The organism is Cesiribacter andamanensis AMV16 (assembly GCF_000348925.1).
In the GTDB taxonomy this organism is placed as follows: domain Bacteria; phylum Bacteroidota; class Bacteroidia; order Cytophagales; family Cyclobacteriaceae; genus Cesiribacter; species Cesiribacter andamanensis.
This window is the reverse complement of the sequence record NZ_AODQ01000071.1, coordinates 1-23,061: the sequence shown is the minus strand read 5'-3', so window position 1 is coordinate 23,061 and position 23,061 is coordinate 1. Positions and strand designations below refer to the sequence as shown.

At 55.2% G+C, this 23,061-nt stretch carries 28 protein-coding genes; 20 read left to right on the top strand and 8 right to left on the bottom strand.

Annotated elements, in window-relative coordinates:
• Positions 1-1,471: PAS domain-containing protein (locus ADICEAN_RS13180; protein ID WP_040397164.1), on the bottom strand; the 1,471-nt coding region annotated here is incomplete at its 3' end.
• A 177-nt stretch (positions 1,472-1,648) separates the two neighbouring features.
• On the opposite strand from ADICEAN_RS13180, the gene htpG reads away from it, so the two are divergent.
• From htpG to ADICEAN_RS22905, 10 genes are all read left to right on the top strand, one after another.
• Positions 1,649-3,517 carry a molecular chaperone HtpG gene (htpG, locus tag ADICEAN_RS13175; RefSeq protein ID WP_009196115.1) on the top strand — a complete coding sequence of 623 codons (1,869 nt, stop codon included), beginning with the start codon at positions 1,649-1,651 and terminating at the stop codon, positions 3,515-3,517.
• Between the two features lie 591 nt (positions 3,518-4,108).
• On the top strand, positions 4,109-4,336 hold the full coding sequence (locus tag ADICEAN_RS13170) for a UPF0175 family protein (RefSeq protein WP_009196114.1): 228 nt from the start codon (positions 4,109-4,111) through the stop codon (positions 4,334-4,336).
• An 88-nt stretch (positions 4,337-4,424) separates the two neighbouring features.
• Entirely contained in the window at positions 4,425-4,784 is a 360-nt protein-coding gene (locus ADICEAN_RS13165) for a DUF3368 domain-containing protein (protein WP_236612913.1), read from the top strand.
• Positions 4,785-4,790: 6 nt separating this feature from the next.
• Positions 4,791-5,000 carry a hypothetical protein gene (locus ADICEAN_RS13160; RefSeq protein ID WP_009196112.1) on the top strand — a complete coding sequence of 70 codons (210 nt, stop codon included), beginning with the start codon at positions 4,791-4,793 and terminating at the stop codon, positions 4,998-5,000.
• 344 nt (positions 5,001-5,344) lie between these two features.
• Positions 5,345-5,566: a DUF433 domain-containing protein gene (locus tag ADICEAN_RS13155; RefSeq protein ID WP_009196111.1), complete on the top strand. Its 222-nt coding sequence runs from the start codon at positions 5,345-5,347 to the stop codon at positions 5,564-5,566.
• Complete coding sequence (locus ADICEAN_RS13150) at positions 5,563-5,898, top strand: DUF5615 family PIN-like protein (RefSeq protein WP_009196110.1); 336 nt, start codon at positions 5,563-5,565, stop codon at positions 5,896-5,898. Before ADICEAN_RS13155 ends, ADICEAN_RS13150 begins: the two co-directional genes overlap by 4 nt.
• Positions 5,899-6,265: 367 nt before the next feature.
• Entirely contained in the window at positions 6,266-7,099 is an 834-nt protein-coding gene (locus ADICEAN_RS13145; protein ID WP_009196109.1) for a toxin-antitoxin system YwqK family antitoxin, read from the top strand.
• Positions 7,100-7,323: 224 nt separating this feature from the next.
• Positions 7,324-7,530 carry a hypothetical protein gene (locus tag ADICEAN_RS13140; protein WP_009196108.1) on the top strand — a complete coding sequence of 69 codons (207 nt, stop codon included), beginning with the start codon at positions 7,324-7,326 and terminating at the stop codon, positions 7,528-7,530.
• Positions 7,527-8,642 (top strand): PAS domain-containing protein, encoded by a 1,116-nt coding sequence (locus ADICEAN_RS13135; RefSeq protein ID WP_316928526.1) that lies wholly within the window; start codon positions 7,527-7,529, stop codon positions 8,640-8,642. Before ADICEAN_RS13140 ends, ADICEAN_RS13135 begins: the two co-directional genes overlap by 4 nt.
• 77 nt (positions 8,643-8,719) lie before the next feature.
• Complete coding sequence (locus ADICEAN_RS22905; protein ID WP_009196106.1) at positions 8,720-8,878, top strand: hypothetical protein; 159 nt, start codon at positions 8,720-8,722, stop codon at positions 8,876-8,878.
• Between the two features lie 56 nt (positions 8,879-8,934).
• Here ADICEAN_RS22905 and lysA read toward each other — a convergent pair whose 3' ends face one another.
• Both lysA and ADICEAN_RS13125 read right to left on the bottom strand, forming a co-directional pair.
• Positions 8,935-10,167: a diaminopimelate decarboxylase gene (gene lysA / locus ADICEAN_RS13130; protein ID WP_009196105.1), complete on the bottom strand. Its 1,233-nt coding sequence runs from the start codon at positions 10,165-10,167 to the stop codon at positions 8,935-8,937.
• Between the two features lie 126 nt (positions 10,168-10,293).
• Positions 10,294-11,241 (bottom strand): T9SS type A sorting domain-containing protein, encoded by a 948-nt coding sequence (locus ADICEAN_RS13125; RefSeq protein ID WP_009196104.1) that lies wholly within the window; start codon positions 11,239-11,241, stop codon positions 10,294-10,296.
• 136 nt (positions 11,242-11,377) lie between these two features.
• Between ADICEAN_RS13125 and ADICEAN_RS21310 the strand changes: the two genes are divergently transcribed.
• The 5 genes from ADICEAN_RS21310 to ADICEAN_RS13110 all read left to right on the top strand — a co-directional run bounded on the left by ADICEAN_RS21310 (position 11,378) and on the right by ADICEAN_RS13110 (position 14,558).
• Positions 11,378-12,661 carry a histidine kinase dimerization/phospho-acceptor domain-containing protein gene (locus ADICEAN_RS21310; RefSeq protein ID WP_009196103.1) on the top strand — a complete coding sequence of 428 codons (1,284 nt, stop codon included), beginning with the start codon at positions 11,378-11,380 and terminating at the stop codon, positions 12,659-12,661.
• Entirely contained in the window at positions 12,604-13,014 is a 411-nt protein-coding gene (locus tag ADICEAN_RS21305) for a sensor histidine kinase (protein ID WP_083879731.1), read from the top strand. The genes ADICEAN_RS21310 and ADICEAN_RS21305 overlap by 58 nt, the downstream gene beginning before the upstream one ends.
• A complete protein-coding gene (locus tag ADICEAN_RS23720; RefSeq protein ID WP_009196101.1) occupies positions 13,001-13,192 on the top strand; it encodes a response regulator in 192 nt (63 codons plus the stop codon). Before ADICEAN_RS21305 ends, ADICEAN_RS23720 begins: the two co-directional genes overlap by 14 nt.
• Positions 13,167-13,712: a response regulator transcription factor gene (locus ADICEAN_RS13115; protein ID WP_009196100.1), complete on the top strand. Its 546-nt coding sequence runs from the start codon at positions 13,167-13,169 to the stop codon at positions 13,710-13,712. The genes ADICEAN_RS23720 and ADICEAN_RS13115 overlap by 26 nt, the downstream gene beginning before the upstream one ends.
• Positions 13,713-13,829: 117 nt before the next feature.
• Complete coding sequence (locus tag ADICEAN_RS13110; protein WP_009196099.1) at positions 13,830-14,558, top strand: 1-(5-phosphoribosyl)-5-[(5-phosphoribosylamino)methylideneamino]imidazole-4-carboxamide isomerase; 729 nt, start codon at positions 13,830-13,832, stop codon at positions 14,556-14,558.
• A gap of 66 nt (positions 14,559-14,624) precedes the next feature.
• Here ADICEAN_RS13110 and ADICEAN_RS13105 read toward each other — a convergent pair whose 3' ends face one another.
• On the bottom strand, positions 14,625-15,017 hold the full coding sequence (locus tag ADICEAN_RS13105; RefSeq protein ID WP_161622708.1) for a hypothetical protein: 393 nt from the start codon (positions 15,015-15,017) through the stop codon (positions 14,625-14,627).
• A 138-nt stretch (positions 15,018-15,155) separates the two neighbouring features.
• On the opposite strand from ADICEAN_RS13105, the gene ADICEAN_RS13100 reads away from it, so the two are divergent.
• A complete protein-coding gene (locus ADICEAN_RS13100) occupies positions 15,156-15,497 on the top strand; it encodes a tRNA-binding protein (RefSeq protein ID WP_040397168.1) in 342 nt (113 codons plus the stop codon).
• 11 nt (positions 15,498-15,508) lie between these two features.
• On the top strand, positions 15,509-17,983 hold the full coding sequence (locus tag ADICEAN_RS13095) for a bifunctional UDP-N-acetylmuramoyl-tripeptide:D-alanyl-D-alanine ligase/alanine racemase (protein ID WP_009196096.1): 2,475 nt from the start codon (positions 15,509-15,511) through the stop codon (positions 17,981-17,983).
• 65 nt (positions 17,984-18,048) lie between these two features.
• Here the strand turns inward: ADICEAN_RS13095 and ADICEAN_RS22685 are convergent, their stop codons facing one another.
• A complete protein-coding gene (locus ADICEAN_RS22685; protein WP_009196095.1) occupies positions 18,049-18,378 on the bottom strand; it encodes a hypothetical protein in 330 nt (109 codons plus the stop codon).
• A 151-nt stretch (positions 18,379-18,529) separates the two neighbouring features.
• Here ADICEAN_RS22685 and ADICEAN_RS13085 point away from each other — a divergent pair, with 151 nt between their 5' ends.
• The gene (locus ADICEAN_RS13085) at positions 18,530-18,763 is read left to right on the top strand and encodes a FeoA family protein (RefSeq protein ID WP_009196094.1); all 234 of its coding nucleotides are present in this window, start codon (positions 18,530-18,532) and stop codon (positions 18,761-18,763) included.
• 6 nt (positions 18,764-18,769) lie between these two features.
• Positions 18,770-20,857 (top strand): ferrous iron transport protein B, encoded by a 2,088-nt coding sequence (feoB, locus tag ADICEAN_RS13080; protein WP_009196093.1) that lies wholly within the window; start codon positions 18,770-18,772, stop codon positions 20,855-20,857.
• A gap of 6 nt (positions 20,858-20,863) precedes the next feature.
• Here the strand turns inward: feoB and ADICEAN_RS13075 are convergent, their stop codons facing one another.
• Entirely contained in the window at positions 20,864-21,229 is a 366-nt protein-coding gene (locus ADICEAN_RS13075) for a hypothetical protein (RefSeq protein ID WP_009196092.1), read from the bottom strand.
• Between the two features lie 172 nt (positions 21,230-21,401).
• On the opposite strand from ADICEAN_RS13075, the gene ADICEAN_RS13070 reads away from it, so the two are divergent.
• Positions 21,402-22,442, top strand: a complete 1,041-nt coding sequence (locus ADICEAN_RS13070; RefSeq protein ID WP_009196091.1) for a COX15/CtaA family protein — start codon at positions 21,402-21,404, stop codon at positions 22,440-22,442.
• Between the two features lie 143 nt (positions 22,443-22,585).
• On the opposite strand, the gene ADICEAN_RS13065 is transcribed toward ADICEAN_RS13070, so the two are convergent.
• Together ADICEAN_RS13065 and ADICEAN_RS23290 are read right to left on the bottom strand one after the other, a co-directional pair.
• Complete coding sequence (locus tag ADICEAN_RS13065; protein ID WP_009196090.1) at positions 22,586-22,813, bottom strand: PLD nuclease N-terminal domain-containing protein; 228 nt, start codon at positions 22,811-22,813, stop codon at positions 22,586-22,588.
• Positions 22,814-22,824: 11 nt separating this feature from the next.
• A partial coding sequence (locus tag ADICEAN_RS23290) for a hypothetical protein (RefSeq protein WP_236612912.1) occupies positions 22,825-23,061 on the bottom strand: 237 nt, incomplete at its 5' end.

The window sequence follows — 23,061 nt, the reverse complement described above, 5'->3', positions numbered from 1 at the left end:
TCAGCTTTTCCTTGGCCTGGATCAGCGCCTGCTCGGCCTGCTTTTGCAGCGTAATGTCTTCGGCCAGTACGGTAAAGCGGGCCAGCTCGCCCTCTTTCAGCACCGGGTATACCCGCACCTGAAAGATGCGGTCTTCCCCATCTACTTCCATCGACTCGTAATACACCTCCCGCTTGCCAGCCAGGGCGGCTGCATAGCGTTGCTTCCAGAGCTCTACCACCTCCTGCGGAAACACCTCCGAGAGCTTAATACCGCGGGAGAGGCGAATGCCAAAGCTCTGCTGGATGCGGTAGGAAAAGGCCTTGTTGTAATCCAGCAGGTGGTATTCCTGATCTACCAGCCAGATGGTAAGCGGGCTGTTGTCCAGAATGCTGCGCATGTTGGCTTCCTTGCGCATGAGCTGCTGCTCAAACAGCACCCGCTCGGTTACGTCCCGGGCGTTGATCACAATACCGCCCACAGCCTTATTGTCCAGCAGGTTGTTGCCGTTGGCTTCCAGAAAGAGGTAGGTGCCATCGGCTTTTTTGCAGCGGAACATGGCCGTTTGGCGGGGGCTGCTGTTTGCTACCCGCAAAAAGAAACGCTCCTGGCAGTAGCCCAGGTCATTGGGATGGATGTAGTCGAAGATGGCCGCATTGCGCATCTCTTCGGCCCTAAAGCCGGTAAGGCGGTAGAAGGAAGGGGTCAGGTATTTGATCAGCCCCTTGCCATCGGTAATGCAGATAATGTCGTTGGCATTCTGGATCACCGACTGAAAGTAATCTTTGCTGGCCTGCAGGTTTTCCAGCAGCATATCGGAGTACTGCAGGTGGTGCTGCAGGGAGCGTTCTTTTTCGGTCAGCGTGGCATTCAGATCGCCCAGCTGGTGAATCACAGCCGAGAGCTGGCGCTGCTGCTGGCTGGTCACCCGAAAGTACAGGTAGGCCAGCAGAAAGGAGGCCAGGACCGTAATCAGGTAGTTCAGAATATAGGTTTGGTGCAAATCGGCGGCAAACCTTACTGCATCGGGCGCAAAGGAACTGTCCAGCACCCACAGGCTCAGGATGGTGCAAAGGGGTACGGTAAGCACCCACAGGCGCTGGCCGATCTTGCGCATATCAAACACCAGGGCCGAGCCAAAGATGATGGGAATAAAGAACAGGTGCCCTCCGCTGGAGTTGCCCCCATACAGGCCAATCATAAAGCAATAGCCGTTTAGCAGCAGGTAAAAGCCCGTTTTGGCCAGCTTGGGGTGGCCCAGCCAGTTGAGCAGCGGAGCGCCCAGCAGGGCCAGGGGTGCGGCCCATTTTACCAGCGACAGCACCAGGGGCTCCTGCGGGTAGGGAACAAACACAAACAGCAATGAAATAGCCGCTACCAGCAAACTGAGCTGGTTTACAAGCTTCATATACTTCTTCTTACCCAGGGAATAGTCCGGGCGTATGCCCAGCTCCGAAACCCAGGAAAGAAAGGTGCTAATTTGCGTAAACATGACTGATGGAATGACTACCTCCGATTAGCGAAGTAATAAGGTTAGCAGGGGAAAAAAAAAGCAGATTGGGAGCAGATAGTACACCCCTGCCAAAGTGTCACTTTTTGGCACTTTGCCCCGTGCGGAACAGTTTTTTGAAAAAGAGAGAGCAGCAAAACTTTAAAAAATTAAACGGCTATGCAGGAAAAAGGAACTATCTCCATTCATACCGAGAACATTTTCCCCATCATCAAAAAATTTCTCTACTCCGACCATGAGATCTTTTTGCGGGAACTGGTGAGCAATGGCGTAGATGCCTGCCAGAAATTACAAAAACTGTCACAACTGGGCGAAGTGCCCGGCGAGGTAGGCGAGCTGAAGGTTACGGTACGGCTGAACAAGGAGGCCAAAACCATTACCGTAAGTGACAATGGCATTGGCATGACCGCCGAGGAGATCAAAAAGTACATCAACCAGATCGCCTTTAGCGGCGCCACCGAATTCATCGAGAAATACAAGGAGGAGGGCGATGCCAAAAACATCATCGGACGTTTTGGTCTGGGCTTCTACTCCTCCTTTATGGTGGCCGATCGGGTAGAGATCATCACCCGCTCCTTTAAGGAAGGCGCCGAGGCCGCCCGCTGGTCCTGCACCGGCAATACCGAGTTTGAGATCACCCCTGCCCAGAAGGCCGAGCGGGGTACCGATGTGGTGCTCTATGTGAACAAGGACAGCGAGGAGTTTCTGGAGTCCTACCGCCTGCGCAGCATCCTGGAAAAATACGGCAAATTCCTGCCCATCCCCGTGTACTTCGACAGCGGCGAGAAAGCCCCTGCCGAAAAAGAGGGTGAGGAGCCAAAACAAAGTCAGCCCGAGCAGATCAATGAGACCAAACCCCTCTGGACCCGCCAGCCCTCCGAGCTTACCGACGAGGACTACCAGAAGTTTTACAAAGAGCTCTACCCCTTTGCGCCGGACCCCCTGTTCTGGATCCACCTCAATGTAGACTATCCCTTTACCCTTACCGGCATTCTGTACTTCCCCAAGCTGCAGAATGATTTTGAGGTACAGAAAAACAAGATCCAGCTCTACAGCCGCCAGGTGTTCATTACCGATGAGGTAAAAGACATTGTGCCTGAATTCCTGCAGCTGCTGCACGGGGTGATCGACTCGCCCGATATTCCGCTGAACGTAAGCCGCAGCTTCCTGCAGGCCGACAGCAACGTAAAGAAGATCAACAGCCACATCACCAAAAAAGTGGCCGACAAGCTGCAGGAGCTCTTTAAGAAAGACCGCGCCGCCTACGAGAAGAAGTGGGACGATATTGGCCTGTTCGTAAAATACGGCATGATCACCGACGACAAGTTCTACGACCGTGCCAAGGATTTCTCCCTGCTGAAAAGCACCGAGGGCAAGTACTACACCATGCCCGAGTATGGTGAGCAGATTAAGGCCAACCAAACCGACAAAAAAGGCGATCAGGTATGGCTCTACACCACCCATCCCGGCCAGCAGGATGCCTATGTGCAGTCGGCCAGGCGCCGCGCCTACGATGTGCTGGAGCTGGGCTCTCCCCTGGACAGCCACTTTGTGAACCTGCTGGAGCGCAAGCTGGAAAAAACCTCCCTTAAGCGCGTAGATGCCGACACCATCGACAAGCTGATTGAAAAAGACGAGAAGCTGGAGAGCGTATTGAGCAAGGAGCAGGAAGAGCAGGTGAAGGGGGTATTTGAGGAAACCGTGGGCGACAAGAGCAAGACCGTGCAGGTAAGCCCCATGGCCCCCGACGAGCTGCCCGTAACCCTGACCATGCCCGAGTTTATGCGCCGCATGAAGGACATGAGCATGATGCAGGGAATGGCCTTTGGCCAGATGCCCGACAGCTACCAGCTGACTGTAAATGCCAACCACCCCCTGATTGGCAAACTGGCCGGCGAGCAGGATGCCGACAAGCAGAAAGCCCTGGCCCGCCAGGCCTACGACCTGGCCCTGTTGAGCCAGGACATGCTGCAGGGCGCCGCCCTCACCGACTTTATCCGCCGCAGCACCGAGCTACTGGCGAAGTAAGGGCGATACCCTTCCCATCGTATCCCAAAGCCGGAGGCCCTACAACCTCCGGCTTTTTTTATCCACTCCCTTCCAAACCGTCTGGCCCACTGCAGCGACCGTTCCTGTTGTTGGTGTTTTCACCAACAACTTCACCAAAGGGGTGAGCCCTCTCTCATCACCAGGCCGCTGGCAGCAGGTGGCTTTAGAGGCTTGTTGGTGAAAACACCAACAAGGGGATAGGATTTCAGCCTCGCAAGCTGTTTTCACCAACAACTTCACCGAGTACCTCTCCCATCACCAGGCCGCTGGTAGCAGGTGGCTTTAGAGGCTTGTTGGTGAAAACACCAACAAGGGGATAGGATTTCAGCCTCGCAAGCTTTATGTTAGGCCTAAACTAGAGCAAAAAAAGCTATGACAGCTGTTTTTCAGTAGTTGGACTCAAGTAAACAGCGGTTATGCCCAAGTAAAAAAAGCAGCTTCGGTAGAGTGTAGTAGTGGGTATTTAGTTTTCTGCTGGCAAAGTAAGTACACTTCATCAAGCATGGTTCTGGAGCAGAATAGAAACTAAAGTTCGTATATTAAGATTATGAATGTTAAAGACGCTAACACATGCGGACAGTAAGTTTGAATATACCGGACAACATAGATATCAATGAGCCAGAGCTGAAGATCATCCTGGCTGGTGAACTCTATGAAAGAGAAAGGCTATCTCTTGGGCAGGCTGCTGATTTGGCTGGGCTTTCAAAACGAGCATTTATAGAAATACTGGGTAAGTTCGGATTTTCTCTATTCAGCCAGTCCGAGGAAGATCTGCTGTCTGATATAGAAAATGCCTGAGCTGATTATTTGTGATACGAGTTGCTTGATTCTCTATGATAAAATCAATCAGCTTGATCTCCTTAGGCTGTGTTACAGTTCTATCTATGTGACACCAGAAGTAGCTTCGGAGTATGGCAAGCAACTGCCGGACTGGATTCTTATCAGGAAAGTTGCAAATCAGTCATATCAAACTATCCTTGAACAGATACTTGGAGTAGGAGAGTCCAGTGCAATAGCTTTGGGCCTTGAGGTACCAGAATCAGTAGTCGTAATCGATGATCTTAAAGCAAGAAAGGTTGCCAAATCTTTAAACCTACAGACAACGGGCAGCCTGGGCATACTGGTTAAAGCAAAGCACAAAGGGCATGTAGATAGGCTGACGCCACTCCTTGAGCAACTACAGCAGACCGATTTTAGAATATCTGAAAAAATTCTAGCAAAAATTTTAAGCCTTGTGGGCGAATAATAGGGAATGGCCTTTGGCCAGATGCCCGACAGCTACCAGCTGACTGTAAATGCCAACCACCCCCTGATCGGCAAGCTGGCCGGCGAGCAGGATGCCGACAAGCAGAAAGCCCTGGCCCGCCAGGCCTATGATCTGGCCCTGTTGAGCCAGGACATGCTACAGGGCGCCGCCCTCACCGACTTTATCCGCCGCAGCACCGAGCTACTGGCGAAGTAAGGTCGATACCTATCCCATCGTATCTCAAAGCCGGAGGCCCTGCATCCTCCGGCCTTTTTGTTACCCCTTCCCTGCCAAACCGCCTGGCACAAGGCAGCGGTCGTTCCTGTTGTTGGTGTTTTCACCAACAACTTCACCGAGCCCTCTCCCATCACCAAGCCGCTGGTAGCAGGTGGCTTTAGAGGCTTGTTGGTGAAAACACCAACAAGGGGATAGGATTTCAGCCTCGCAAGCTTTATGTTAGGCCTAAACTATAGCAAAAAAAATAGCTACTGTAGCGGATACCCAGTTGTGAGGGTTCATTGAGTCGGAACATGGTAGCCAACTTTTGAGTATATTGGGATATGAATTACCAGGACTACATAGAAATAAGAACTGACAAAAGATTCGGTAGACCCACAATTAAGGGAACCAGAATAACGGTATATGATGTACTCAACTGGCTCTCTAATGGAATGTCAAAAGCGGAAATCATGGCTGACTTTGAAGAGCTCAACGAGGAAATGATTAATGCTTGCCTTGCTTTTGCTGCTGATAAAGAACATAAGCTTCGGATTGCATCTTGACCCTACTGTTCGACCAGAATATATCTCCCAAGATTGCAAAGCAGCTTGAGGAGACTTTTCCAGGCACAAAGCAGGTGCGACATCTGGGACTGGAGAATGCTTCGGATTTAGAGATCTTCTTTTATGCCAAGGCAAACGATTATGCAGTAGTGACCTTTGACTCTGACTTTGTGGATCTGAATGTGCTGAAAGGGTTTCCTCCAAAAATCATATGGCTAAAGACGGGAAACCTAACGACCAAATCCATCACTGAACTGATAAACAAAAATGTAGTAGCTATTCGCAACTTCCTCCAATCCGAGGAAGCCCAGATCCTGGAAATAATAAAATAAATAAACGAACCATAATAACAGAATAAAGCAAGCTCCCCCAGCGCATTCAGTCATTGACAGTGCTATTGTCTATCCTAGCGTAGGTTCGGCAAAGGCCGGGAAGGTCGCCTGCTTTATTCAACGGACGTTAGGCACTCCCCAATGTGTTAGTGTTTTCACCAACACCCCCCTCTCCAATCATTGCCCCCGGCAAGAATTATTTTTAGTCCATCGCTGTTAGGGTTGAGAATTTGAAACTCAGGAAGCGGCTGCCGCCTTATCCCCAGGCTTGTTTATAAAATCGGAGAAAACTCCTATTTTGCACTACAAGGCCCGGCGGGTAGCTCTAGCTATACCAAGGCCGCCGCTTCTGCGTTACTCTTTTGGCATGAAACACTACCTGATCCCTGCTTTTCTGCTCCCCTTGCTGTTGGTGCTACAGCAGCCCCTGTCGGCCCAAACCGACACTACGGCTACCGGCTCGCTGGTAACCGATAAGCCCCTTACCATTGATTTTGACGAAGACGAGGAGAAGGGAGAGGAAGAGATCCCGGAGAAGAAGCGGAAGAAGAATGTGTTTTACGACATCAAGACGCGCAAAGGCTTCTCCAAGACCGGCTATGGCGATGCGGAAAAGATCCAGCTCTTTCACCTGCTGCGGGAGTGGGAAGAGCCAGACCCCTATGTGCGCGACATCTACTGGTACGAGTACAAAAGCAAAACGGTAAAGATTGGCGGCACCCCTACCCCCGACAAAGGCATGCTGCTGCACGGTCCCTACAAGCTTACCCGTGATGGACAGGTGATTGAAGAAGGCATCATCTACAAAGGCACCAAGCATGGCCGCTGGACCACCTACCGCAAAATGTACGACTACTACGTGCTGGACGGAAAGGAAAAATACTTCCGCGGCTGGCCCAAAGACTCCAAGATCACCTACTGGGATGCCAACCACCAGAAGATTCGGGAAGTGATTCCCATTGAGTACGGTAAAAAGGAAGGAAACTATTTTTACTTTTTTGAAGATGGCCGCCTGGCCGTGCGGGGCGAATACCGCTTTGATCAGAAGGTAGGTACCTGGACCGAGTATTATGCCGGCCCCAAGCAGAAGCGTAAGCGGGTGGTGCAGTACCCCCCTACTCCCTGGGAGCAGCAGACAGCTTTTATCCAGCAGGAGTGGGATAAGGAAGGCAAGCTTCTGTACGAAGCCAAAAAACGCTAAGCAGTCAGCCTCTTGTAGCCCTGGAAACCCCTACGGTGCTTGTAAGCGCTGCATGGGGTGCTGCTGCCTTTGAAAGGCCCCTGTTGGATTATTTCTGCATGCCCCTATTGGATTCTGCTGGCCCGCGCTGTGAAATCCTAAAAAATTGCGCTATCTTACCTTATGCGCTACTGCCCGGGACAGCTTATTCCCGGGATGCAGGCTAGGCGCCCCCTGTTTATCGTATGGAAGGCGAAACCCTTATCAGCAGCACCTACCGGCATCTGGTTAACTCCCCCACCTTTTACCTGGTGTGCCTTAGTCCCGATGGGTTCTACACCTATGTAAACCCCCTGTTTGCACAGCGCTATGGGTTTATCACCCCTAATTTTGTGGGCATGCACCACGATTGCTCCATTTTTGAGGAAGATATCCCAAAAGCCATGAGCTGATCCGCAAATGCCTGAGCAACCCCAACAAAGTATTTACCGCCCGCCTGCGCAAGCCCGATGGACAGGGAGGCACCGCCTGGTCGCACTGGGAGATCTCTGCCGTACAGGACCTCAGCGGGGCCGTTAGCGAGCTCTGCTGCATTGGCTATGACATTACCGACTCTGAACTGGCCCAGCGCCAGACCCAGGAGTACGCCCGAAAGATCGATACCATTCTGGAAACCATCACCGATGGCTTTCTGCTGCTGGACCACGACTGGCGCTTTGTAAAGGTAAATGCCGTGGCCGAAAAGAAAATAGGCTTCTGCCGGGAAGAGCTGGTCGGCAAATGCTTCTGGGACCTTTATCCCGATACCGAGGACTACAACTATCCGGCTGCTTATAAAAAGGCCATGCGGGAGGGGATATCGGTAATGTTTCAGGATTACCGGCCCCAAAGCGGGCAGTGGTATGAGATAACGGCCTACCCCTCAGAGGAGGGCCTCACCATTCTGTTTAAGGATGTGACCGATAAGAAACTGGCCGAAGATCAGGTGCGCGATACCAACACCAAGCTTACAGCCATCCTCAACAGCACCTCCGATATCAACATTCTCATCGATGCCGACTACCGGGTGATCTCCTTTAATAAAATGGCCCAGGAGAGCATGCGCAAGTTTTACGACAACCGGGAGCTGGCCGTGGGGCAAAATATCCTGGAGTATGTGCTGCCGGGCACGGAAGAAGACTTTGTGCGGCACTTTCAGAGCGCCCTGAGCGGCATACCGGTAGAGACAAAGATCAAGCTGGCCTTTAAACCAGGCCTGGCGCTCTGGTTTCTGGTCAAATATTTTCCGGTCTATGATCCTGACCAAAAAGTGATTGGGGTAGCCTTTAACTCCACCAACATCGACAAGCAGCAACGCCAGTATGAGCACCTGAGCGAAATAGCCTCGCTTTACTCGCACGAGATCCGCCGGCCGGTGGCCACCATTCTGGGCATTACCCAGCTGGTGAATGAAGACCAGCTAAGCCTGGAAAACAAGGAGTGGTTCGGCTACCTGACCAAAACCACCCGGGAGCTAGACCGGGTCATTCACCGCATTGTGCGCCAGACCAGCAAGATCGAGTAAGCGGAGAGATGCCCCGGCAAGGCTGCCACATTGGGCACTTTTGTGTATCTTTCGGCTCCACACCTCTTCTTCGCTGCATGAAATACCCCCTTAATGCCATCATTGTGCTGCTGATAGCCCTGCTGCTGCTGGTGCTGAACGAAACGCTGCTGGCCGGCCAGATTCCCGGCTGGGTCTTTATTCTGCTGCTGATTGTCTGGATGGTGATCCGCTTTGGCCCGCGCCTGCGGCGCTAAACGCAAAAAAGCCCGCTACCGGGGAGTAGCGGGCTCGGGGACAGGCCCTACAGGCCCTAAAATTCTACCTCCTGCTGATTTCTCAACAGGTCGTCCAGGGTCTCTCTGCGGCGAATCAGGTGCGCCTTGCCCTCGTATACCAGCACCTCGGCCGGGCGAAAGCGGCTGTTGTAGTTGCTGGACATGCTGTAGCCATAGGCGCCGGCATTTTTGATGGCGATGATATCCCCTTCCTTCAGCTCGTTTAGTTTGCGGTCCCAGCCCAGGGTATCAGTCTCGCAGATATAGCCCACTACGGTGTAGACCCGCTGAATCCCATTGGGGTTGCTCAGGTTAAACATGTCGTGGTAGGCATCATACATCATGGGGCGGATCAGGTGGTTCATGCCACTATCTACCCCTGCAAATACCGTAGCCGGCGTGGTCTTGATCACGTTGGTGCGTACCAGCAGGTAGCCGGCCTCGCTTACCAGGTACTTACCCGGCTCAAACCAGATCTCCACCTCCCGCCCATAGTCTTTGGTAAAGCCCGCTACGGCCTCCTTCAGGCGGCTGCCCACCTGGCGCAGGTCGGTGGTGGCATCATCATGGCGGTAGGGCACCTTAAAGCCGCTGCCAAAATCCAGAAACTGCAACTCCTCAAACTCCCGGGCGGCATCAAACACAATCTGGGCGCCGCGCAAAAACACCTCGGCATCCAGAATATCGGAGCCGGTGTGTACATGCAGGCCTACTACCTTAATGCCATTGGTCTTTACCACGCGTAGCAGGTGGCGCATCTGCAGCACCGATATGCCAAACTTGCTGTCGATGTGGCCGGTAGAGATCTTGGTATTGCCCCCGGCCATAATGTGCGGGTTCAGCCGAATGCAAATGGGCACCGAGCCGCCGTACTGGTGGCCAAACTGCTCCAGGATGCTGATGTTATCAATGTTGATCATCACCCCCATTTCTACGGCCATCTGAATTTCTTCAAACGATACGCAATTGGGCGTATAGAGAATATCCTTAGCCGGATAGCCCGCCTTAAGGCCCAGCATGGCCTCCTGTATGGATACCACATCCAGCCCCAGGCCATAGTGGCGCATCAGCTTCAGGATGCTGATGTTGGTAAGGGCCTTGGCGGCATATTTAAACCGTACCGGAAAGCCCCCAAAGGCCTCCTGCAGCTTGTCCAGCTGCGCTTTTATCTTATCGGCATCATAGAGGTACAGGGGGGTGCCAAATTCGTCGCACAGCTGCTGCACCTGTAGCCCCTGGATATAATAGTCGTTTCCTTTCAGTTCCATGCTGCAAAGTAAGGGGGAAAAATACGAATAAACATATGCCCGGGCGGAGAATGCAGCAGGGGGCCAAAAAAAAGTCCGGCAAGCCTGCCGGACCTTTACTCCTGTGTATGAAGAAATTGGATGGATTTACTGAAGCAGTACCCGATGGGTATGGGTGCTGTTGCCCTGCTTGAGCTGCAGCAGGTAGACCCCTTTTTTGCCCTGGGGCACGGGCAACACCTTTTTAATAAGCAGGCCCGCATCGGGCAGCTGCTCTTCATGCACCACCCTGCCGCTGCTGTCGATCAGGCGCAGCAGGGCCGGGCCGGGTGTAGCCGACTGCAAGCGCACATTCAGCTGGGTGCTGCTGGGGTTGGGGTAAACCGAGAGCTCTTCCAGCCATTCCCCTTTGCGCTCTGGTTCCGGCAGGCGCCGCAGCTCGGCATCGGGCAGGGCCGGAGGGGCGGGCAGGCTGGGTGCCTCAGGCAGGGCAGGCCGCTCAGCGCCCTCCCGCAGGCGAAAGATCAGGACCCGCTCCTGTTCACCCAGGGCGCCCTGCCGCTCCTTCAGCAGGCTGCGCAGCTCTTCTGAAAGCTGGCCCCCTACAAGGGAGTCTTCACTCAGCCGGTACACCTGTATCTTTTCTACATCGGGCATGTGAATGTCCAGCTCTTCCAGCCGCTTAAACACATCGCCCCGGATCACCGCGCCTGAGTCAGAGCGGAAAAAGTGCCGGCTACCCTGGATTTCCGCTCCCTCCGGAATGCTCAGATACCGCCGGAAAGGGGTAGTGCTGAGCGAATCACGCAGCATCATGAGCTTATCGGCCCGCAGCACAAAGGGATGATCCTGTGCATCCCGATCCAGAAAGAACCGGCCATCCCCCTCCTCAAAGCCGGGCAGGCGCTTATCTTTCAGGCGGGGGTCGGCCCGCAGTTCCTCCAGGCTGTTGTACTCAAAGACCTGGGCTTCTTCCCCTTTTTCCTGAATGATGATCTTATAGCTTTTTTTGGCGGGCGCCTGCTGAGCGGCCGCCTCCTGAACGCAGACCCCCAGGGCCAGTGTTACTATCCATAGCAGTAGGCTGTTTTTCATACTAATTGGTGTTTGGTTCGTTTTACCAAATGTACCAAAAGCACCTATACGGGGATGTTAAGGCGCTGTTAACGAACGTTAAAGTATGTTAAAGGCTAACGAATGCGCCGCATTCACCTTATTTTAGCGTTAAGCAATGACACGAACCAACGTACTTCTCTTAAGCCTTGTGATGAGCCTGGCCATGCTGGGCCTGATCTTCTTTCAGCTCTACTGGATACGGGCTGCCGTACAGCTTAAGGAAGAGGAGCTGGCCCGCCATGTGCAGGAGGCCCTGGTAGAGGTAAGTCAGAAGCTGGAGAAGCAGGAGGTGATCCGCTTCACCTACCGGCAAAGCGATATCAGAATATGGGGCAATCAGATAGCGGTAACCAAACTGCCGCCGGCCCAGGCTCAGGGCAGGGCTGAGATGCCCGCCGGCACGGTCTACCGCAGCCTGCCCGGCCCGCAGGAGGGGGGCCATGTGGCTCCCCTGCCGCTGGATTCCGGCAATACCATTGCGCTTATCCCCATAGATTCGGTACGCTCCCGGGTTAAAGTAGAGAACGGGCAGGTGGTGTGGCGCCCACAAGCGTCCGGAGACCGGCGCCCCAGCCCTGCAGAGGCCCAGGCCTATCAGGAAGTTAGCAAGGCCCTGCAGGACCGCCTCTACGAGCGGCAGCAGATGGATAATTTTTACATGCGCCAGTTCCGCACCGAGGCCCTTTCGCTAAAAAAACGCATTGATTCCCTGCAGATCGACACCCTGCTGCAGCAGGCCCTGCGCCAGCGCGGGGTAGATGCCGATTATCACTGGGCAGTAGTGGAAGGTCCTCACAAACAGCTGGTCTACCAGAGCGCCCGGGTGCTTACCGATACGGCCAGCCTCTACCAGGCAGCCCTTTTCCCCAACGACATCTTTCGCTCCAACAGCTACCTGAGCGTATACTTTCCCAACCAGACCCGCTACCTGCTGAGCCGCATGGGGGCTACGCTGGCCTCTTCGGGCCTGCTGATCCTGATTGTGATGGGCTGCTTTGGGTATGCAGTACAGACCATTTTGCGGCAGAAAAAGCTCAGCGAGATGAAGAGCGATTTTGTCAACAACATGACCCATGAGCTAAAGACTCCTATTGCCACCGTAAGCATGGCCTGCGAGGCCCTGGCCGATCCCGACCTGCTGCGCCAGCCCAATATTCTGGAGCGCTACCTGGGCATTATCCGACAGGAAAACCGGCGCCTGGGCCAGCAGGTGGAAAAAGTACTGCAGATCGCCCGCCTGGAGCGGCAGAAACCCAGCCTGAAGCTGGAGCCGGTCGATGCTCACACACTCATTGAAGAAGTAGCCGACATCTACCGCCTGCAGCTGCCCGAGGGGGCGCTATACACCTGCAGCTGGAAGCTGATACCCCCCTGCTGCAGGCCGATCGCCTGCAGCTGACCGGCATTCTGAACAACCTGCTGGAAAACAGCATTAAATACTCCGAAGGCGCCCCCCAGATCAGGGTGCAGACCAGCACCACCCGCCTGCAGGGCCAGCCTGCCCTGGCCATACAGGTAAGTGATACCGGCATCGGCATTAGCCGGGAAAACCAGGAAAAGATCTTCGATACTTTTTACCGCGTACCCACCGGCAACCTGCACAATGTTAAGGGCTTTGGCCTGGGGCTGGCCTTTGTGCGCTACAGCACCGAAGCCCACGGCGGCACCATCGGTGTGCAGAGCAGGCCCGGCGCCGGCAGCCAGTTTACCGTAACCCTCCCCCTATCCCCCCAGCCCCATGCAAAACGCTAGCATTCTGGTAGTAGAAGATGATCCCAACCTGGGGCAGATCCTGCAGGAGTACCTGCAGGTAAAAGGCTACCAGACCCGGCTGGCCACCACCGGCCTGCAGGGGCTGGAGCTGTTTGTAGCAGGAAACGCCCGATCTGTGCCTGCTGGATGTGATGCTGCCCCAGCTGGATGGCTTTAGCCTGGCCGAAAAGATCCGGGCGCGAAACCAGGAGGTGCCCCTCATTTTTTTAACCGCCAAGAGCCTGAAGGAAGATACCCTGAAGGGTTTTCAGCTGGGGGCCGATGATTATGTGACCAAGCCCTTTAGCCTGGAAGAGCTGCTGCTACGCATACAGGCCATTTTGCGGCGCAGCCAGCGCGGTGCTGCAGGCGCCTATACTGCTCCTGAGGGGCCTCTGCAGCTGGGCCGCTATGTGTTTATTCCCCAGCAGCACGAGCTGCGCCTGGAAGGCGAAAGCCAATCCCTTACCGCCAAGGAAACCGCCCTGCTGAAAATGCTGGCCGAGCGCAAGGGCCAGACCCTGGACCGCTCCGAAGCCCTTAATGCCATCTGGCACAACGACAGTTACTTTAATGCCCGCAGCATGGATGTGTACATTACCAAGTTGCGCAAACTGCTGCGGCAAGATGCCCGCCTGCAGATTCTGAGTGTGCGCGGCGAGGGATTTAAACTTGTAGAGTTGGATGATTTTGCCTAAATTGATGAGCAGACGTTAAACAAGGGGCCAAAACGATCGGCAGCAGCTGCAGGTAATCCGCCACTTTTTTAGCCAGCTGCCCGGCCGTCCATCCTTATTACTCTTATTCAGGATTTTATGATAAAAATTGTACCATCTATAGCGGTGATCAAAGGGCAGTGCGTCCATGTTGACAAGAGCAACTTCAACAAGGTCACCAAATATGATGTAAACCCCCTGGAGGTAGCTCAAAAATTTGAAGACCATGGCATCGAGCAGATCCACATGGTTGACCTGGAAGGTGCCCGCCGGGGCCGCCCGGTAAATTATGGGGTACTCGAAACCATAGCCGGTTACACCAAGCTGCAGATTGATTTTTCGGGTGGTATTACCACCGATGGCGATATCAGCAAGGCCTATGAGTACGGCGCCAGCTACATTACGGCGGCCTCCATTGCCGTAAGCCGCAAAGAGCTCTTTACCTCCTGGCTCATCTCCTACGGCCGGGAAAAAATCACCCTGGGAGCCGATGCCCTCAATGGCAAAATCGCTATCCGGGGCTGGGCCAAAACCACCGAGATCGATGTGGCCGATCATATCGGCTACTTCTACGAGCGGGGCCTTAAATATGTAAAAACCACTGATATCTCCCGCGATGGCGAACTGAGTGGTCCTTCCATTGATCTGTACAAGCACCTCATTGAGCGCTACCCCGGCATCTGCATTCTGGCCAGCGGCGGCATCAGCACCATTGAGGATATTGAGCGCCTGCAGGACATTGGCGTTTGGGGTGTTATCTTCAACCGGGCATTTTATGAAGATAAGCTCAAGCTCAAAGACCTGGAGCGGTTTACACAACATGTCTGATACAGAAAAAGGCTGCCCCTGGGCAGCCTTTTCAATTACTATATGGAAATGGGGCCGGTTGCGGCATTATTCTAAAATGCGCTGAATAAAGGTGCTCAGTGAGCTGCGAATGGCATTGTTGGTGGTTTCGGCAAAATTGCCCTTATAGAAAAGATAGAACAGAAAGCTAAAGGAGGTAGTGCTACCGCCTTCTTTCTTCACCTCAGGAGTTTTGGTATCTACCTTCTGAGCAGGGTTTTCCCGCTGCGGCGCTGGCAGTGGTACGGCTGTGGCCTCGGTCTTTTTCTTCGGAGCCGAGTCTTCCTGCTGAAGCTGGATCTCTTTCTGCTGAACCGCTTCAGCCTTGCCATTGGTACCGTTTGTACATCCGCTGGCATAGCTAATGCCAGTTGCCGCCATCAGTATTCCGCATACAAAACAGGCCGCCCAAAATTGCCGAAGGAGAGATGGAGCTTTCATAATGAAACAATTTTGGGTAAAGTTATTAAAATTTAGCTTTGCTTCAATAGGGTAGGGCAAATAGCTTTGTTAATATTTGTTAATATAGCTTTTGACCGCCTTACACATTAGATGTATATTCCCCAGGACTGGTTGCACATGAAAGAAAAAATTTCTGTACAGGACTTTCAAAAAATAGATCTTCGGGTAGGCACCGTACAGGAAGCCGCCCCCTTTCCCGAGGCCCGCAAGCCCGCCATCAAGCTCTGGATTGACCTGGGGCCCGAGCTGGGCATTCGCCAGTCAAGCGCTCAGATCACCCACCATTATACCCCCGAGCACCTGATCGGAAAGCAGGTACTTTGCGTTGTTAACTTTGAACCCATAAAAATTGCCGGCTTTCGCTCCGAGGTACTGGTAACCGGGTTTTCCGATGCCGCGGGCCATATTGTACTGGCCGGTCCCGGCAGCCCGGTACCCAATGGAAGCCACCTGCACTGATCCTATCCCCTATGATCCTTTTCTCAAAACTGCCCTCGGTTTGCGGAGGCACCCTGCTCCAGCTGCCGGCCGATACTCCCCTGAGCTACCTGCTCTTTGACAGCCGCAAGCTGGTGGTGAGCCCGGGCGCCACCTTTTTTGCCCTTAAAGGCCAGCAGCAGGATGGCCACCGCTACCTGCAGCAGGCCTACCAGGGGGGTATCCGCTGCTTTGTGCTGGAGCAAGCTCCCAGGGAACCCATGCCTGAGGCCAGCATTCTGCAGGTGCCCGACAGCCTGGCCGCCCTGCAGCAGCTGGCCGGCTGGCACCGCCGGCAGTTTAGCCTGCCGCTGCTGGCCATTACCGGCTCCAATGGCAAAACCATTGTAAAAGAATGGCTCAGCAGCCTGCTGCCGGCCAGCGAGCAGGTAGTGCGCAGCCCAAAAAGTTACAACTCCCAGATCGGCGTTGCCCTCTCGGTCTGGCAGCTGCACGAGCAGCACAGCATCGGTATTTTTGAGGCCGGCATCTCCCAACTCGGCGAAATGCGCGCCCTGCAGCAGGTGCTGGCCCCTACCCTGGGCCTGTTTACCAACATAGGCCCGGCCCACAGCCGGGGCTTTGCCTCGCTGGAAGAAAAGGTGGCTGAAAAAGCCCTGCTCTTTACCGATGCTCATACTATAATTTATTGCCGGGACCACGCCCCCATCCATGCCCACCTGCAGCAGCAGTATGCGCACAAAACCCTTATTGGCTGGAGTCAGCTGGAAACAGAGGGCCCCTGGCGGGCAGGGGTGGTACGCCGCCAGCGCGACAGCCTGCTGCAGCTGCACACCCCGGCGGGCGAACATAGCTACCGCCTGCCCTTCCGTGATAGCGCTTCCATTGAAAATGCACTGCACTGCCTCTTCTTTCTGCACAGCCAGGGCTATGCCCACAGCGAGCTGCAGAAGCAGCTGAGCCAGCTGGCCCTGCCCGCCATGCGCCTGGAGCTAAAGCAGGGGGTAAACGGCAGCTACCTGCTGGATGATGCCTATAACAATGACCTGGCCGGCCTGCAGGTGGCGCTGGAGTTTCTGCAGCAGCAAAAGCACCTGCGCAAAAAGACCGTAATCCTCTCCGACCTGCTTCAGAGCGGCCTGGCCGAAGGGGAGCTCTACACCCGCGTAGCCGAGCTGCTGCAGATGCACCAGGTAGGGCGCCTCATAGGGGTAGGGCCCGCCATTAGCCGGGCGGCTCCCCTGTTTGCGTCCATTGGCCAGACGGCCTATTATGACAGTACCGAAGCCCTGCTGCAGGAGCATCCCGAGCGGCAGATCAGCCGGGAGCTGGTGCTGATCAAGGGCGCCCGTCCCTTTGGCTTTGAGCGCCTGGTAAGCCGCCTGCAGCAGAAGGTGCACGGCACCGTGCTGGAGATAGACCTGGATGCCCTGGCGCATAACCTGAACTTTTACCGCAGCCGCCTGAAGCCCGGCACCAAAACCATGGTGATGGTAAAAGCCTTTGCCTATGGCAGCGGCAGCCATGAGGTAGCCCATCTGCTGCAATACCAGCATGTGGATTACCTGGCGGTGGCCTACCCCGATGAGGGCATCAGCCTGCGGCAGGCCGGCATTACGCTGCCCATTATGGTGATGAATGCGGCTGAAGAAACCTTTGCCAGCCTGCTGGAGTGGGAACTGGAGCCCGAGCTCTACAGCCTCTCGCAGCTCAAAGCCTTTCTGCACTACCTCAAGACCCACCGCAAGCAGGCCCGCGTGCACCTCAAAATGGATACCGGCATGCACCGCCTGGGCTTCAGCAGGGCCGACCTGCCCGAACTGATGGAGCTGCTGCGGGCCAGCCTGCGCCTGGCACGCCCCCCTATAGAAGTAGCCTCCCTCTTCAGCCACCTGGCCGGGGCCGACAGTGCCGAGTTCAACGACTTTTCCCAGCTGCAGGCCCAGCGCCTGCGGGACTATTACGAGCAGCTTGCCGAAGCTCTGAGCTACCGCCCCCTGCTGCACCTGCTGAACTCAGCCGGTATTCTGCGCTTTCCCGAGTACCAGTTTGATATGGTGCGGCTGGGCATAGGCCTGTATGGCGCCGAAGTAAACGGCATGGAGCAGCGGTCCCTGCACCCCATCAGCACGCTTAAAACTACCGTATCGCAGGTTAAGCAGATTCCCGAGGGCGAAACGGTAGGCTACAGCCGCAGCCAGGCCGCCCGCCAGAACATGCAGCTGGCCACCATTGCCATTGGTTATGCCGATGGTTTTGACCGGCGCTTTAGCAATGGGGTGGGCAAAGTGCTGATCGGGGGTGCGCTGGCCCCGGTGGTGGGCCGGGTATGCATGGACATGACCATGGTGGATGTAAGCGGCCTGGATGTGCAGGAGGGGGATGAAGTGATTGTATTTGGCCCCGAGCGTCCCATTACCCAGCTGGCCGGCGAGATAGGCACCATCCCCTACGAGATTCTCACCAGCGTTAGCGAGCGGGTAAAACGGGTATTTTATTCGGCCTAGTGCAGGCGGTAGGGCCGGTTATATAGGGATGCCGGTGTAGGTAAAATCAGCTATTTGCTGCCAGCCTAGCCTCCGCAGCCCAGGTTCTTGCGGAAATTGTCGCCACCCCTAAGCCCGCCAAAACGGTTCTCTTCGCCTTCCTCCTCCTCTGCCTGCAGGGTGCGGCCCTGTTGCTGTTCGGCCCCGGCGGCCTGCGATGCCTGCTGTGCGGCATCCTGCGGGGCATCCTGCTGGGCATCCTGCTGGGCTCTCTGGCGGGCATCCTGCTGGGCATCCTGCCGGGCATCCTGCCGGGCATCCTGCTTGTTTTCTTTATTTTTCTGAACGATTGTATTATTTTCTTTTTCAGAAGAAGATTTCTTAGCCCGCTCTCCGGTAGTGCTATTCTTTTTCATTTCACTGCATTTAATTCCTGAATGTAAGATAGAAGCTGCTTTTGCTTCAAAATGAAGAACTTGCGCCGCTGCCGCGATGTTGCAGAAATATTGCCCGACAGTTGTTTTATTGCTGCAGCTGGCAGAAATTTGCAACGCTTTTTACGAAAGTATGAAAGTAGACCATAAGCACGCACGAAACGTATCTGATCTAAAGCTGGGGGAGCATGCCATCCTTGGCGCCCTGCGCCCCGACAGCCTGTACCTGAAGCTGCTGGAGATGGGCTGCCTGCCCGGAACTCCCGTTTGCCTGAAATTACCGGGTGATCCACTATGCATTACCGTGGGCGGACATGATCTGTCCCTGCGGGTGGAAGAGGCACAATGCCTTGCGCTGGTAGACTAGGTTCTTATGCCCGTAAAATCCAATCCCAAGATCGCCTTAATTGGCAATCCCAACTCCGGTAAATCCAGCCTTTTTAACCAGCTTACGGGCTTGCATCAAAAGGTCGGCAATTTTCCGGGGGTGACCATCGAAAAGCGAACCGGCCTGTGCCGGCTCGACGAGTACATTACAGCCCAGATCATTGACCTGCCGGGTACCTACAGCCTGTATGCCCGCTGCGCCGAAGAAAAAACCGCCCTGGAGGTACTCAACAACCCCTCCAGCCCCTTCTTTCCCGATATCCTGGTCTTTATAGCCGATGCCGCTAACCTAAAGCGCAACCTGCTGCTCTTTTCGCAGGTGCGGGACCTGGGCATTCCCATGGTGCTGGCCCTGAACATGCTGGATGTTGCCCGCCAGGCCGGCATCAGCCTGCAGGTAGAGCGGCTGCAGGAGCTGCTGGGCGTAAAGGTGATCCCCATCAATGCCCGGGCCGGCGAAGGACTGGAGAAGCTGAAATACGTGCTGACCAACCCTGTTCGCCGCGAAACCGAGCCTTTCTTTGATGTATACCCCCTGGCGCCCAGGGCCCTGGAAGAGGTAAAGCAGCATTTTGCCCTCAGCAACAACTACAGCGCCTACCAGCTGCTGCAGCAGGGGGGTATCAGCGAGCAGGTCTCTGCCGACGATCAGGCGTGGCTCAGCAGCGTGCGCAGCCGCCACCAGTTCAACAGTGAAGAGCTGCAGGCCAAGGAAACCATAGGGCGCTACCAGCATATTTACCAGATTCTGGCCCGCGCCAGCCGCCAGCTGCGGGCCAACAGGGCCACCCAGCTGCTCAATACTTTTGATGCCTACCTGACCCATCCGGGCTGGGGCTATGCCATTTTTGCCGGCTTGCTGCTGCTGTTGTTTCAGTTGGTGTTCTGGCTGGGCAATATTCCGCTGGGGTTGCTGGACGGCCTGTGGAGTGGTCTTACCACAGGGCTGCAAACCAGCCTGCCGCAGGGCTGGTTCAACAGCCTGCTGACGACCAGTGTGCTTCCCAGCCTGGGGGGCGTGCTGCTGTTTGTACCCCATTTGGTGGTGTTCTTTACCCTGATGGCCCTGCTGGAAGAAAGCGGCTACATGACCCGCATTATGCTGCTGATGGACAAGCTGATGCGCCGCTTTGGCCTCAATGGCCGCAGCGCCCTGCCGCTGCTGAGTACGGCGGCCTGCTCTATGCCCGCCCTGCTGGCCAGGGGAAGCTGCCGCAGCTGGCGGGAGCGCAGCAAGCAGATCTTTGTGGCCCCGCTGGTAAACTGTTCGCCGCGGCTGCCGGTCTATATTTTGCTGATCGGGCTGTTTGTGCCGGCGGGCAGCTGGGGCCTGCTGAGTGTGCAGGGACTGGTGTTGCTGGCCATGTACGGCTTTAGCTTTGTGGCGGCGGTGGTCTCCTCCTGGGTGCTGAAACTGCTGGTGCGGGCCCGGGCCGAAGAAAGCTTTGTGATGGAGCTTCCCTATTTTAGCCGCCCCTACTGGCGGGATATCCGCCACATTGTAGGGGTGAACCTTACCGAAATAGGCATGCGCAGCCTGCGGGTGGTGCTGCCGGTCTCGGCTTTTATCTGGCTGCTGCTGCACCTGCAAACCGTGGTAGTTTCCGGTGGCGATGCCGACAAGGCACCCCATGCCGGCCTTGAGCCGGGCAAGCTGGAGCTGAAAGCCGAGCTGGGCGAGCAGGAAAGCCTGGCCGGGCATATCGGCCACCTGATTGCCCCTGTGGTTAAGCCCCTGGGCTTTGATGGCAACATTGGCCTGGCGGTACTAAGCTCCTTTGCCGCCCGGGAAGCCTTTATCGGCAGCCTGGCCACTATCTCCAGCCAGGCGCCCGAGCAGCAGGAAAAGAGCCTGCTGGCGCGCATCCGGCAGCTGTACCCGCAAAACGGCTCGGCCATCCCCCCTATGGTGATTTCACTACTGGTCTTTTATGCCTTTGCCATGCAGTATTTTCACCTGGCCGGCACGCTGCTGCGCCAGTCGCCCTACTGGTGGGCGCCGCTGCTGCAGCTGGTGTACATGACGGGCCTTGCTTACCTGGCCGCCTACCTGGTGAATCAACTTTTTAGCTAAGTTCTTCTACTCGCCCTTACGGAATAGCGTAACAGGTGGATACTCGGGAATGCAGGGGTAAAAGCATTCGATGCCCATATCGCCGGCCTCATTGAACACACCTCTGAACTGCGAGCCATACCCCTTAGACGTAAGCACTACGGCGCCCTGCTCATCTAGCCGATAGGTGTAGGGGTGTTTTTCGTAGCCATCTCCTGTCCAGTAATTGACAAGCGCTTCATCTGCGGAAATAAAGGAAATGCTGGAGGCATGCCCGAAGTGAGGCGCCACTTCTACCCAACTGCCCCGTAGCGGACTGGTCTGGAATTCATCTTTGGGCTGGCATCCGGCCATCAGCAGCAGGCCAGCAAGTAGATAGAGGTATCTTTTCATAGGGCGAACTTTCTTTCATGACAGGCCTGCCCGCCAAAGGGTTGGGTGCCCCTTTTATTTTCCCTACGTCCGGCAGACCGGCGGCAGAAACAATGAGCAAAATCAGCTTGGGGCCTGATTTCACTTCTGCTTTTGCAGCCCCCTTTTTTGCTTTTTTGGCAGGTTTATTACCATGCTGCATACAACTCACCCTACACTGATAAAAGTCTGGCTGTGGTCGGGCATTGGGCTTATTTCCCTGATGATTGCCATTGGGGGCATTACGCGCCTTACCGGCTCCGGCCTGTCCATTGTGGAGTGGAAGCTGATCTCGGGCACGCTCCCTCCGCTTAACCAAACAGAGTGGCAACAGGCTTTTGAGAGCTACAAGCAATTCCCCGAATACCAGAAGATCAACTTTGCCATGAGCCTGCAGGACTTTAAGGGCATTTTCTGGTGGGAGTACATTCACCGCTTTTTGGGTCGCCTGATCGGGCTGGTCTTTCTGCTGCCTTTTGTTTACTTTCTATGGCGGTGCATGCTTTCCAGGCTCCTGATCAGGCGGCTGCTGCTGATCCTACTGGTGGGAGCCCTGCAGGGGGGCATGGGCTGGCTGATGGTGAAAAGCGGTCTGGTAGAGCTGCCCCATGTGAGCCATTACCGGCTGGCGGCCCATCTGAGCCTGGCCCTGCTGCTCATTGGCCTGCTGCTCTGGACCCTTGAGGATCTGAAGCCCCGTCCGGCCGCTGCCAGCCGATCTGGCCGCTTCTACCCCCTTGCGGGACTGCTGCTGGTGCTGATCAGTATGCAAATTATACTGGGCGCTTTTGTGGCCGGGCTCAAATCCGGCTTCTCCTACAATACCTTTCCGCTCATGGGCGATCAGTGGCTGCCGGCCCATGCCTTTAGCGCCCCCATGGACCTGCTGGAAAATGGGGTGCTGGTACAGTTCATCCACCGCTGGTTTGCCTTTGGGGTGCTGGCGGTAGCCCTGGGACTGGCCTATTCCCTCAGAAAAGCAACCAGCAGCGCCCCCCTGCAAACGCTGGCCAGTTGGCTGCTGCTGGTGCTGGGCGTACAGATCGTGCTGGGCATCTTAACCCTGCTGCTGCAGGTTCCCCTGCTGCTGGGCGTACTGCACCAGATGATGGCTGTATTGCTGTTTGGCCTGGCCGTTGTGTTGCTGTATCAGGTCCGGGCTGCCAACCGGGGCATGGCCAGGGGGGCTTTGTGACCGGAAACCAGTGATGACGAATACTCCCTGCTGGCCTAAGAAAACTGCCGGTAGATGTACTCTGGCTAGGCTGCATATAGAAAAAGAGGCGGCTGCACCCCTTTACTATCTGCCAAGGCTGGAAGTTGAAATCCGAAAGCCCGTTAGCTACCCTGGATGCGCTGCCTACGGCCCAGGGCAAAATAGGCCGGTGCTCCCAGCAGCGATCCGAACACAAGTATTAGAATCCAGACAATCTTGTCTACATCGCGCCTGAAATCACTCCGGATTACCTCTACCAGCGCCCAAAGCCATAAGGCAGCAGAGAGCAAGATAAAAAGAAGCAAAATGATCTCAGCGCCACCAATATTGAAGAATAATAAAGTCTGCATGATGAGAAGGGCTAAGGGGTAAGAGAAGGAGAAATGCGCTCTTCAAGTACTACATTTTCTTCATCTTTTCCAAACAATAGAAAGTTGCTTCGCCTCTGCCAATGCCAGCGGCTGAGCGATAAGCCCCTCCCTCCTGCTTCCTTCAGACAGCCTGAATTACCGCATGCTTTTTTCGCTGGTTCGAGCCTGTGGCTCGGATCCTCATTCAGTGGAATGCGGTTCCAGTATAGTGAGGTCCGAGTTGCAAA